The sequence below is a fragment of the Sporosarcina thermotolerans genome (genome assembly GCF_042658975.1).
In the GTDB taxonomy this organism is placed as follows: Bacteria; Bacillota; Bacilli; order Bacillales_A; family Planococcaceae; genus Sporosarcina; species Sporosarcina thermotolerans.
Map to the genome: position 1 here is coordinate 18,314 of NZ_JBHSRM010000003.1, position 12,971 is coordinate 31,284.

At 41.5% G+C, this 12,971-nt stretch carries 12 protein-coding genes; all 12 read right to left on the minus strand.

Annotated features, from left to right (window positions below; translation table 11 throughout):
- Positions 1-127: 127 nt before the first annotated feature.
- Complete coding sequence (locus ACFPZG_RS03010) at positions 128-1,411, minus strand: murein hydrolase activator EnvC family protein (RefSeq protein WP_317940691.1); 1,284 nt, start codon at positions 1,409-1,411, stop codon at positions 128-130.
- Between the two features lie 57 nt (positions 1,412-1,468).
- Positions 1,469-2,353, minus strand: a complete 885-nt coding sequence (ftsX, locus tag ACFPZG_RS03015; RefSeq protein WP_317940627.1) for a permease-like cell division protein FtsX — start codon at positions 2,351-2,353, stop codon at positions 1,469-1,471.
- Positions 2,343-3,029: a cell division ATP-binding protein FtsE gene (gene ftsE / locus ACFPZG_RS03020; RefSeq protein ID WP_283732624.1), complete on the minus strand. Its 687-nt coding sequence runs from the start codon at positions 3,027-3,029 to the stop codon at positions 2,343-2,345. The genes ftsX and ftsE overlap by 11 nt, the downstream gene beginning before the upstream one ends.
- A 229-nt stretch (positions 3,030-3,258) precedes the next feature.
- On the minus strand, positions 3,259-3,582 hold the full coding sequence (cccB, locus tag ACFPZG_RS03025) for a cytochrome c551 (protein ID WP_283732625.1): 324 nt from the start codon (positions 3,580-3,582) through the stop codon (positions 3,259-3,261).
- A 220-nt stretch (positions 3,583-3,802) separates the two neighbouring features.
- Positions 3,803-4,904 (minus strand): peptide chain release factor 2 gene (prfB, locus tag ACFPZG_RS03030; protein ID WP_283734685.1). Its coding sequence is split into 2 segments (ribosomal slippage): positions 3,803-4,831 and positions 4,833-4,904, totalling 1,101 coding nucleotides; the frame shifts between segments, so codons are not numbered across the junction.
- A gap of 106 nt (positions 4,905-5,010) precedes the next feature.
- Positions 5,011-7,518, minus strand: a complete 2,508-nt coding sequence (secA, locus tag ACFPZG_RS03035) for a preprotein translocase subunit SecA (protein WP_283732626.1) — start codon at positions 7,516-7,518, stop codon at positions 5,011-5,013.
- A gap of 354 nt (positions 7,519-7,872) precedes the next feature.
- Positions 7,873-8,439: a ribosome hibernation-promoting factor, HPF/YfiA family gene (hpf, locus tag ACFPZG_RS03040; protein WP_317940626.1), complete on the minus strand. Its 567-nt coding sequence runs from the start codon at positions 8,437-8,439 to the stop codon at positions 7,873-7,875.
- Positions 8,440-8,547: 108 nt separating this feature from the next.
- Complete coding sequence (locus ACFPZG_RS03045) at positions 8,548-8,949, minus strand: PilZ domain-containing protein (protein ID WP_283732628.1); 402 nt, start codon at positions 8,947-8,949, stop codon at positions 8,548-8,550.
- A gap of 57 nt (positions 8,950-9,006) precedes the next feature.
- Positions 9,007-10,488 carry a methyl-accepting chemotaxis protein gene (locus ACFPZG_RS03050; RefSeq protein ID WP_317940625.1) on the minus strand — a complete coding sequence of 494 codons (1,482 nt, stop codon included), beginning with the start codon at positions 10,486-10,488 and terminating at the stop codon, positions 9,007-9,009.
- A gap of 166 nt (positions 10,489-10,654) precedes the next feature.
- On the minus strand, positions 10,655-11,008 hold the full coding sequence (locus ACFPZG_RS03055) for a flagellar protein FliT (protein WP_283732631.1): 354 nt from the start codon (positions 11,006-11,008) through the stop codon (positions 10,655-10,657).
- Positions 11,005-11,406 (minus strand): flagellar export chaperone FliS, encoded by a 402-nt coding sequence (fliS, locus tag ACFPZG_RS03060; protein ID WP_283732632.1) that lies wholly within the window; start codon positions 11,404-11,406, stop codon positions 11,005-11,007. Before fliS ends, ACFPZG_RS03055 begins: the two co-directional genes overlap by 4 nt.
- A 58-nt stretch (positions 11,407-11,464) precedes the next feature.
- Entirely contained in the window at positions 11,465-12,967 is a 1,503-nt protein-coding gene (locus ACFPZG_RS03065; RefSeq protein ID WP_317940624.1) for a flagellar hook-associated protein 2, read from the minus strand.
- Between the last annotated feature and the right edge of the window lie 4 nt (positions 12,968-12,971).

Sequence of the window (12,971 nt, forward strand, 5' to 3'; positions counted from 1 at the left end):
TTTTAGCCATAAGTCGTTAGTGTCCCCGGAAAACAAGAAAGTCTCATCGCGAATTCGAAAGGTCTACCCGCAACCTCCCCACTTCCAAACTCCATAAAAAATCCGCCCGGGAAAGGGCGGATTTCAATTAAAACGATACATATCGTAATGGATTTACTGCACTTGGACCGGACGCTGTCCAGTTACCTATATGCACTTCGAAATGAAGATGTGGGCCTGTTGAGTTCCCGGAATTGCCAAGTGCACCAATGCGGGTACCTTTATCGACAACCTGTCCTACACTCACATTGATTTTCGATAAATGTCCGTACACTGTTGTGAAAATGCTACCATTCGATGAGTGGGTGACCATGATCACATTTCCATAACCGCCCATTTGCCCTGCATAGGAAACGACTCCGTCCGCTGCAGATACAACTGGTGTTCCAATTGAATTGGCAACATCAGTTCCACGATGTTGACGTTTAGTTTTGAAAATCGGATGCACTCGCCATCCGAAGTGTGAAGAGACCCTACCGTTTGCCGGTCTTGTCCAAAAACCGCTGGACACGTTGGGCAATGCTCCCGGTTTATTCGCAGCTGCAGCCGCCGCAGCTTTCCGTTTACGCTCTTCCTCTTGTCGGGCTAATTCTGCGATACGCTTCTGTTCGGCAATCACTGCTTTTTCAAGCTCTGCCTCAACTTCAATCGTATCATGGTACTCTTCTTCAAGATCTTTCTTTTCTAAAGAAAGCTTTTCCTGTTCAGCTTCCAATTGATCAATCAATTGGCTTTTCTCTTTTTTCTGTGCCTCAAGTGAAGCTTTCAATTTTTCCAATTGCGCTTTGCTTTCTTCCAACTCTGCTAGTTTCTTTTCTACAAGCGCTTTCTCTACTTCAAGCTGGTCGATATCTTCCTGTTGCCTGCGCATAATATCACGGTCAGCATCCATCAATGTTGTAACCGCAGAAAAACGGTCAATGAAGTCCGCAAAGCTATTTGCACCAAGCAGGACATCCAAGTAACTCACTTGGCTTCCCTTTACCTGCATTGCACGAACGCGTTCACGAAGCACCACATCACGCTCTTCAATTTTCTTTTCCAAATCTGCAATAGATTCTTTTAATATATCAATCTCTTCATTCGTTTGATTGATACTATCGATGACTTTGTTCATATTCGCATTTGTTTCTTCGATTTCTTTATTCAATGAAAGAATTTGTTTCATAAAGTCTTCAATTTTAGCTTCAATCTTTTTAATCTCGTTTTCTTTCGTTTGAATGTCAGATTTAAGGTCATTCTTTTTTATCTCATTCTGCTTTTGTTCTTTCTTTAATTCATTTAACTTACTTGCCAGGACTCCTGTTTCCCCGATAAATGATGTAAACATGAATACCGCAATAATACTCACCAAAAACCATCTGCGCTTCATCAAATTTTCATTTTCCCCCTTTAGGCTATGCTGGTAGACAACAACATTCCCAATCTATTAGGCTCTAAGAAATTTACGAACAGACATAAAACTACCCCATACTCCGATAAAGATTCCCATGAATAGAAGAAGTCCATTTACCTGGTAGATGAACGGTGTAGCGTTCAATAATTGGAATAGCTCGTTTTGTAATCTCGGTTCCCATTGTTGGTACAGTTCATAATACGAAACTGAAATGACTATCATCGGAATGATTGAACCAAGTACGCCAAGCCAAATTCCTTCCAACACGAATGGGACTCGTACAAAACTATTTGTTGCACCTACTAATTTCATAATCTCAATTTCCCTACCTCTCGCCACAATGGTAAGTCGGATAGTATTTGAAATTAAAAACATAGCTGTGAACAATAATGCGAGAATGAGCCCCATTCCAATATTCCTACTTATAGTAAGTACATTGAAAAGCTTCTCGACTTTTCCTTCCCCATAAACGACCTTATACGTGTTGTTATATTTATCGATTTTCAAGGCAATCTCGGCAGTTCTATGAGGGTCCGTCGCTTTGACGTAAAACGCATCTCCTAAAGGATTGCTTTGCTTATATAAATTAAGTTCATCACCAAAAGACTTGATCATCTTGTCTAACTCTTCATCCCGCGTGGCGTAAATAATACTTGCCACGCCCGAGGTTGCTTTGATCTCTTTTTCCAACTGTTTAACCGCTTCGGCATCTGCTGCAGGTTCCGCAATTACTTTTATTTCAACGTCATTCTCAAGATTATCCGCCAATTGATTCAAGTTCATCATAATGACGATGAACACCCCGACTAACAGAAGTGTAACAGTTACTGCACTGACAGAGGCGAAGGTCATCCAGCTGTTACGTCCGAGGCTTTTAAGGCTTTCCCTGATATGTCGCCCCAATGTCCTAGCTTTCATAACCGTAAACCCCTTCATATTCATCTCTCGTGATCATCCCGCCATCGACGACGAGTACACGGTGTCTGATTGTATTCACTATTTCCTTATTATGCGTGGCCATGACAATTGTCGTGCCCCGCGCATTAATTTGTTCAAAGATCTTCATGATTTCCCAAGAAGTATCTGGATCCAAGTTTCCTGTAGGCTCGTCCGCAATGACGACCTTCGGAACATTGACGATGGAACGTGCAATGGATACCCTCTGCTGTTCTCCACCAGACAATTCATTCGGAAACATTCTGGCTTTTTGCGTCAATCCGACAAGCGCCAAAACGTCATTCACTTTTTTGCGAATTTGTTTAGGAGATTCCTCTATTACTTCCAACGCAAAAGCTACATTCTCGTAAACATTCAACTTAGGAAGTAGTTTAAAGTCTTGGAAAACAACACCAATCTGCCTTCTTAAATAAGGGACTCTTTTGTTCCTTAATGTTGCAAGATTAATGCCATTGACTAGTATGTCACCTTTTGTAGGACTTTCCTCTCTGTACATCATTTTGATGAACGTTGATTTCCCCGCCCCACTTGGCCCGACGACGTAAACAAACTCCCCACGACCGATTTCGACATTGATGCCATTAGCAGCAACAACACCGTTTGGATATTTTTTATATACATCTTTCATCACAATCATTTGAAAACCACCTGAATATTATTGTATTCCACATTTTTTTCCCGACAACCACATTATAACATGCATAAGCACTGCGAGTATTACAGATTTATTTCATTTGGTTCGACAGAGTACCACATTTTTTTCAATCTGTAAATAAAGTTCATTGTTTGGATTATTTTGGTAAATAATTTTAGCTATAAAAAAACGCAATAGGCAGGTTTGCCCATTGCGTTTGTTACTTAACGTATTATTTCTTTTCAGATAGCCACTTTGCAACAGCATCCAAATCTTCGCCTTTGATTAGACCGCCAGGCATACCATTTCTACCGTTTTGGATAATATCGTGAATTTCAGCTTCTGATAACTCAGAACCGATATTCGCTAAAGCCGGGGCTGTTCCGCGTCCTTCAAGATTCCCACCATGACAGCTTGCGCAGCTTGCTTGGAAAACTTTATCTGCGTCTACACCGGCAGTACTGCCATTGCCATTGTTGCTCGCATTGTTTCCACCGCCACATGCACCAAGTACAAGTGCTGCTCCAAACATAACTCCTAAAAGCTTGTTCTTCATTGTTTTTCCTCCTGTCATTAAAAGCTCTGCTACATTCCTTAGTATACCAAAGGAACCGGATCGTAAACTTCCGTCCAACCTGTTCATATTTATCAAATTTATGACAAATTGGAAGGTTTTTCTCAAGCTTCATACTTCCCTTTACCTTTTACTATACACCTAAATGAAAATTTTAAACTCAAAATAAAAAAGCGCACCGAAGTGCACTTTTTTGTCTGTCTTATGAAATTCTAGAGCGTAAATACGCATTGATGAACAGGTCGATTTCTCCGTCCATGACAGCACCAACGTTACCTGTTTCCTCATTCGTACGGTGATCTTTAACCATGGAATATGGGTGGAATACATAAGAACGGATTTGGCTTCCCCAACCGATTTCTTTTTGCTCTCCACGGATTTCAAGAAGTCTTGCCTCTTCTTCCTCGCGTTTGATTTGATAAATTTTCGCTTTCAACAAGTTGATGGCGCGTTCACGGTTTTTGATTTGTGACCGTTCTGTTTGACAGGTAACGATTGCACCTGTCGGGATATGCGTCATACGGACTGCTGAATCAGTCGTGTTGACGTGCTGTCCGCCCGCTCCACTTGAACGGTATGTGTCGACTTTTACGTCTTCCATTTTCAAGTCAATATCGACGTCACCGTCAAATTCAGGCATGACTTCGATTGATGAAAATGACGTATGACGTCTACCTGACGAATCAAAAGGCGAAATACGTACAAGACGGTGAACGCCTTTTTCGGCTTTCAAATAGCCATATGCATTATGTCCTTTAATCGATAGTGTGACCGATTTGACACCCGCTTCATCACCCGCCTGATAATCAAGCGTTTCTACTTTGAAGCCTTGGTGCTCGGCCCAACGTGTGTACATGCGAAGCAGCATGGATGCCCAGTCCTGGGATTCCGTTCCGCCTGCGCCTGAATGGATTTCAAGGACTGCATTGCTTCTATCGTATTCATCACTCAAAAGCATTTGGAGATCGAAGTCTTCCATTTTTTTCTTGAATTCTTTTAGTTCGGCAAAGAGCTCTTCTTGTAACTCTTCATCGGCTTCTTCACGAAGCAATTCCAATGTCATTTCAAGATTTTCTTGCGTGTCGTTGAGTTCGTTAAATTCACCGACTGTATCTTTCAATGCATTCGATTCGGAAATGACTTTTTGCGCGGAATCCTGGTTATCCCAGAAGCCTGGCTCAAGCATGATTTCGTCGAGTTCTTGCATACGTGCCTCTTTGTTTTCTAAGTCAAAGAGACCCCCTGAAGTCCGCTAATTTCTTAGCTGTTTTGTCAAGCTCGTTCCGAACATCGGATAATTCCATCATAGTTGTTTCCTCCTGAAAGTAAATAAAATGAAACTTCCATCAGTAAAACGCAATCTGCGTAATACCGATGGGAAGTTAATATTACATGTTATATGACTATTTGTCAGCCTTTGCCATGGCAGTTTTTGTACTTTTTGCCGCTTCCGCAAGGGCATGGGTCGTTACGGCCGATGTTGACTGCGCGGCGGACAGGTTTTTTAGTAACTTTTTCGCCATCCTCTTTTGGATTGACGGCCTGACCTTTTACAACTTCTTCACGCTCTAAGTTGTTGCGGATTTCAGCTTTCATCACATATTTTGATGCATCATTTTCAATAGATGCTACCATATCCTCAAACATGGAGAAACCTTCAGCCTGGTACTCACGTAGTGGATCAGTTTGACCGTAAGCACGTAAGTGGATTCCGTGACGTAATTGGTCCATTGCGTCAATATGATCCGTCCACTTCGAATCGATTGCGCGGAGTAGGATGACCTTCTCGAACTCACGCATGCGGTCATCCGACATTTCGGCTTCCTTCTCATTATATCGTTCAATGACCGCATCGTGAATTAAAGTTTTCAATTCTTCCGCGGATTTCCCTTCCAATTGAGCGACAGTTAGACGACCTTCCGGCAAAAGGTTTGCCCCAAGGAAATCTTCAAGTCCTTTCAAATTCCATTCAGCATCTTTTTCATCCGGTGCATGCATTGCAATGACTCGATCGATGACATTTGATAACATGCCTTCGAGTATTTCACGGATATTTTCGGATGCAAGAACTTCATTACGTTCTTTATAAATGATTTCACGTTGTTGGCGCAATACATCATCATATTGCAGCAAACGTTTCCGGGAATCGAAGTTATTCCCTTCCACACGTTTTTGTGCAGATTCAACTGAACGTGACACCATTTTTGATTGGATTGGCGTCGTATCGTCCATACCAAGCTTCGTCATCATGCCTTTCATTTGCTCAGAACCAAAACGGCGCATCAATTCATCTTCAAGGGAAAGGTAGAACTGAGTGACACCTGGATCTCCTTGACGGCCTGAACGACCACGAAGCTGGTTATCGATCCGTCGTGATTCATGTCGCTCTGTACCGATTACTGCGAGTCCACCAAGGTCTTGAACACCTTCACCAAGCTTGATGTCCGTACCACGGCCCGCCATGTTCGTTGCAATTGTAACGGCGCCTTTTTGACCTGCTTCCAAAATGATATCCGCTTCACGACCATGGTTTTTCGCATTCAATACATTATGTGGAATACCGTACTTTTTCAAGTAATTCGAGATGATTTCAGATGTTTCAATCGCTACTGTACCAACGAGAACCGGTTGCCCTTTTTTATGGCGCTCCCGAATATCCTCAGCAACAGCCTTGTATTTTCCATCCATCGATGCATAGATCAAATCCGGACGGTCATCACGCGCGATTGGTCGGTTCGTCGGAATGGCAATGACATTCATATTGTAAATATTACGGAATTCTTCCTCTTCCGTTTTTGCAGTACCCGTCATCCCGGAGAGCTTGTCATACATTCTGAAGAAGTTCTGGAAAGTGATTGTCGCAAGCGTCATCGTTTCATTTTGAACTTCCAAGCCTTCCTTCGCTTCGATTGCCTGATGCAAGCCATCACTGTAACGACGGCCGCTCATCAAACGACCTGTGAATGAATCGACGATAACTACTTCGCCTTCCTGGACGACATAATCGACGTCAATATGCATACTTGCATGGGCTTTCAATGATTGGTTGATCGCATGGTTTAACGTAACATGCTGCAAATCAAACAAGTTTTCGATGCCGAAAGCTTTTTCGGCTTTATCAACACCGGATTCCGTCAGTACGACGCCCTTCGTTGATTCGTCATAGGAATAATCCTCTTCTTTTTTCAACGTCATGACAAAACGGTTAGCCAAACGGTAAAGCTCGGCCGATTTAGCCGCCTGTCCTGAAATGATCAAAGGCGTACGCGCTTCATCGATCAAAATTGAGTCAACTTCGTCAATGACCGCATAATGAAGCGGCCGTTGCACTTTATGTTCATCATATAAAACCATGTTGTCACGTAAATAGTCGAATCCAAGCTCATTATTCGTTGTATACGTAATGTCAGCAGTATATGCTTCGCGCTTTTCCTCTTTTGACAAGCTGTTCAAGTTCAAGCCTACAGTCAGTCCAAGGAATTCAAATAGCTCTCCCATTTCATTCGCATCACGGCTTGCAAGGTATTCGTTCACCGTTACGACATGGACGCCTTTTCCTTCAAGTGCATTTAAATAAACGGAGAGTGTTGAAGTCAATGTTTTACCTTCACCGGTCTTCATCTCCGCGATATTTCCTTCATTCAACGCGGCAGCACCCATGATTTGTACACGGAACGGATACATGCCAAGGACGCGTCGTGAAGCTTCACGGACGACTGCAAATGCTTCTGGCTGGATTTCTTCAATTGTTTCACCATTTGCAACTCGCTCTTGGAATTCTGCCGTTTTCTCTTTTAACTGCTCATCGGAAAGTTGTTCCATTTCCGCAGCATGGGATTCAACGTTATCTGCAATTTTTTCAAGACGTTTTAAATCTCTTTTATTCGGATCAAACATTTTATTCAATACGCCAAGCATTTAGGTCACATCCTCATTAAGTTCACCCTTCATTTTAACATTGTAAAAAGCACCGTGCAAATAGTCGGAGCAATTTGTAAAGGGTTTATTTTAAATATATCAATAGATTAACATATAAATAAACCGTTGCTTTCCGTTTCAGGCGGACGCTTTCCGGGGGCACGGCTTCAATCTCCTCGTCGCTTCGCTCCTGCGGGGCTTTCAGCTCGCGCTGTTCCCCCTGGAGTCGCCGCCTTCCACTCCAAGCAACTAATTTCTGTCTACATATATTGGACGGTTCTAAAATGGGGCAAGTTTCCCCACGAAATATTCAAAAGACCCCCGGATTTCTCCGGGGGTCGAGATTTATTTAATTCAGTTTGTTTCGATCAAACCGTATTTCCCGTCTTTTCGTTTGTAAACGATATTAGTATCTTCTGATTCGGAATCAGTGAAGATGAAGAAATTATGGCCAAGCATGTTCATCTGAAGGATTGCTTCTTCTTGGTCCATCGGTTTCAAGTCGAATTGTTTTGTGCGGACGACTTGGAACTCGAAGTCTTCATTCACAGTCTCTTCTTCGTTGTTATTTTTCTCTTTTCCGACGGATTGTAAGAAAGCTGCTACGCCTTCTTTTTCGCGGAACTTACGGTTCACTTTTGTTTTGTATTTTCGAATTTGACGTTCTAATTTGTCTACGATCAAGTCGATTGCAGCGTACATATCTTCGTGCCGTTCTTCAGCACGCAGTGTCAAGTTTTTCATAGGAATTGTGATTTCCACTTTTGTCTGTCTGTCATTATACACTTTCAAATTGACATTAGCGGTTGCATTTGCACCTTCTGTGAAATATCTTTCGAGCTTTTGTACTTTTTTCTCGACGTACTCACGAATTGCTGGAGTTACCTCTAGGTTTTCCCCCCGGATGTTAAAGTCTAACATATGAACTCCTCCTTTGATTAACCGATACTATATACTTCTACATCTATATTTTAATTTCCTTCTTTTATTCGAAGGAAAAATTAAAATCTTGTCGAATTGTGGCGAAAATCATCTTGTTGGAGGATTTTCGCCTCTTTTTTCAATAGCCGCTCCGATTTCCGTCCGTCTGCGCAGCTTTAGTTCATCAAGAATTAGTTTTTCAGTTGAAGCGTCTTCAATAAATTTGATGCCGTAACGGATTCCATCGATACCCCGCCTTTTCCATACTATTTCTCCGATGACATTAATATTCGCTTCATAAATCACGAAGTTAAGTCGTAGACGTACAGGCCCAGTATCCGTCGGTATATCTAAACTCGAAATAAGTTTCGTACCGCCAGTGCTGATATCCAAAAGCATGCAATTGCCTGGATTGGATTCATTCGATGATCCCTCGACTAAGATGCGAAAAGTTGCTGATAGGGGGTTGTCGAAAGTATGCCTGAAATATTCATGACGTTTGTATTGCATGTCCCCACCCCGTTCCATTTCCTTTCCTTATATTCATTATACCAAATGAACTGATTTTTATCGACTTTCAGCCAACTCTTTTGTCCTCTTCATCGTTCCTTCAAGCGTTAGCACGATTTGTTCATTATCTGCAACCGTCGTATGCACTGTGGCATTGACTTCTTCAAGTGATGCGCTTGATTGTGCTAGTAAATCGGCAAACGTTCCGGTGGTGTTACCGATTTCCGAAGTATCAATTGAAATCATCTTAGTTTTTGTATCAAACATCAAAAGATTCTCGTGCAAAAGACCTAACGTTTGATGCATGGACTCGATTTTTGATTCAGCATCGATTGTTATCAGGCCTTGCGACTTTAATTTATCGGTGCTTGCTGTTAAATTCTTTTGAGATTGTCTATTCATTTTATTTACATCTGTCAGGTTGTTATTAATTTCATTTAGCGTTTCAGCTGTAGTTTGTGCAAGTTTCCGTATTTCCTCGGCTACGACGGCGAACCCTCTTCCATGATCTCCGGCCCGTGCCGCTTCAATTGACGCATTCAATGCCAATAAATTCGTCTGTTCGGTAATGGAGGCAATCGATTTTGCTAATGCATTTGTTTTTTCGATATTTCGAGTTAGCAGGCCGAATGATCCATTCAATTCATTCAAAAGCTGCTCCACTTCTTCCATTCCATTTCGAACGCTACGCATCAGGCTTACGATTTCATCCGACTCAGATCGCAATTCTGCCGCATCTTTAAACATCGACTGCGTTTCGATTTGCATATTTGCCACATCGTTTTGCACCCGTTCTGTATTTTGCGCAATCCTGCTAATCTGCTCGGCTTCCCGTTCAACACTTGCTGCGATGTCATCCATAATTTCTAATAATTCTTTTTGAGAAGTCCAGTGCCGCTTTGCAGTATGTGCGATTGAGACTAAATCATCCGCCACTTTCTCTACGTTTTCATTCAGAGTTAGATGCTTATATTCTTCCTCTTTTGCACGTTTCTCCTGCTCCACTGTAAATACATTCACTTGCTCCTCAAGCTTTTTTGTCTGCTTAATTTGAATGAAAAAACCTGCCGCGAGCAAAATAAGTGGCAACATGAGACTTCCTTTGCTTGACGCAATCTGTTCCTGATATGGATAATTCATTAAAAAAATAATCATTACAGCAATCGATAGGGCAAAACCATATGTCATAATCCGCATGGACACATGCACACTGGCAATGCCAGCGATGAAAAATGCGATTCCAGCGGTTACGATGGAAGGATCACCAACTACACCATTGAAAATCGTTGCAAACGCTGTGATGCCAATGATGATCCATGGAAACAGTTTCTCGAAAAACAAGATTTTTTTGGATAAAAGAAATACGATGATTGACGTCGTCAGAGGAATTGTCATGCTAATCGTTTTTAATGCATCCTGACCGGTTAGATAATAATAAATTGCCCCTATTAAACTTGAAGCACCAAGCGTTACGAATAAAATAAAATTTTTCTTAGAAAATTGCTCATACATGAGCTTTTCCACATCTCCTACTCCCATTTTTTTCATTCCCCCTTTTAAGTTATTGTTAACCCCATTATGTTATTTTCAATGTACCATGAATAGTGAAATAGTTGTAGATGAAAAGTGGGAGTTTTGACGTAATGGTGTTGTTTTTAGTAGAGTACCGACAAAAAAAGCCAATCAGTGTGAACTGATTAGCCCTTCATCGCTTCGTGTCGTAAAATGTTCCATCCCTCGCCACATTGGCATATGGGTTAATGTAACTTTTCATATGATCTTTCTTGGACTGTGCAGCGGTTATATCGGTGCGGATATGCTTTGTGAATGTAGAAAGTCCCTTCACAACCTGCTGTTCCAATCCGACTATAACCCTTCCCAATTCTTCTTCTTCCGCTGTGAAAGGAGCGACAATATCCATTTGTAATAAATCTCTTTCATCCAATAGCCGATCGATTTCCTCAATTACAGCGTCTCGATTTTCTTCATCTGTTCGACTCGTTAATGACAGGAGTTGCTGCGCCGTTTCCTGCCAACGTATCATTGACGACCGGATCATATTCCATCCATATTCGCGTATTGCTTCGAACGATTTATTTGAATGACTTGCTTCCACGTATCGCGAAACTCCGTGATGATTTCTGCCGCTTCATCATACATCTTATTGTCGTTTTTAATATTTCCTTCAATAAGTCGGTGATTGACGAACTCATACAACACCGTCATATTCTCTGAAATCGGTACTGACCGATCAAGCGTCACCACTAACTCGTTTACGATTGCCTGCGCCTTCTGCGTCGCTATATTCTTTTCCTCGATATTTCCTTGTTCCAAAGCCCTTTTTGCCTGATGGATGAATTTCAAACATCCGTTGTATAACATAAGCGTCAATTCACCAGGCGTCGATGTATTCACTGAATTGTTCTGATACATTGCATATGGATTATTAATTGCCATTGGTTTTATTCTCCTTTAAAGGTTTCCACTGTTACGGACATCTTTACCCCATTTATAATTACTGACCAAACATATTCATCATGTTAGCGGATTGGGCATTGGCCTTTTGAATCGCTTTTTCCATTGCAGTGAACTGCCTCCAATATCGATCCTCCATCATTTTCAGACGATCTTCGAAGCGGTCGATTTGCTGGTTCATGCTTTTCAAGCTGCGTCCCATTGCGAAGTTATCACTCACTGTACCGGTTGTGCCCGCTTTTTCTGAAATAACTGCATTGAAACCATCCATAGTTTTACGGAACTGAATAGCAATTCCACCCTTGTCTGTATCTGTAGCAGATTTCGCAAACAATTCGTAGACTTGGTTCGGATTTTCAGTGATTGCTTTTCTTAAATCATCTTCATTGATTGCCAGCTTTCCATTTTCTTTGAAGTCCTTGATTGGTTCTATTCCAATCTTTTTCAAACTGATAAATTCACCATTTGAAGTTTCCACTTGACTACTCATCAATTGCCTAAGATTTGTTAATAAACTTGCTATCGTAGGATCATTCCGTAGCGTACCGCTCATCGCCTTTTCTTCCCAAAGTTCAATTTCTTTTTCCTTCATATCTTTCTTCTGTTCATCCGAAAGAGGTTGGAAGTTTCGATACTTTGGTTCACGGATTTTCTCATTCAATTCTTCGATCAATTTATTATAGTCATCAACGAATTTGACGACGGATTCTACGATTTTATCGGTATCCGGGGCGGAGCTGAAGGTGACTTCATCAGTAGTTACTTGTTTTAGATTCACTTCAAAACCATTGATTGTAAAGGTATTAGATGCACGTTGTGTTTTAAGCCCATTAAATATAAATTCAGCATTATTACCGGCGGTAAATTTAGGTGAATTGTCATCATCTGGATCATGGGTGCCAGTTAGCTTTAAAACATCACCTAATTTACCTTCAATGACTATACTCGGAGTACCAACATCACCTTTAAGCGCACCGCTGTTTTTAGCAGTCATTGCTATTTTACCTGTATATTCATCAAAAAAAGCATTAACGCCAGTTTCACTATTGATTTTCTTAATTACAGAGTCAATTGTATCTGTTGCGGAAAACTTTAATTCCTTTACTTCTCCCAATTCACCATTCTTATCTATCGCTCTTACTTTAATAATCTTTTCTCCATCATAGCCTTCTAACTGTTCTAACCTTGTTGAGCCTTTTACGTTCGTAAGCATGCCCCCTTGCAAACTCGCCTGAGTTGCCAACTTGTCTACTTTAATCGTCCCCGCAAACTCACTAATCGCACTTAGTCCCTTAATCCCCACAGCATTCGGATTCGATATATTAACCGTCTTCTGCATAAACGTCGACTGACGCCCCATTGTATCGGTTACTTTATATTTCAGGTCCGTTATATTTCTATTCACACTCCGATAATCATCCATCTGCCACTCCGTATATTGCTTCTTCTGAGTGATTTTCTCGAGTGGGATTCGATGTGCCTTCATCATATCCCTTATGATTTGTTCCGTATCCATGCCTGTTGCTAAACCGCTAATTCGCATACTG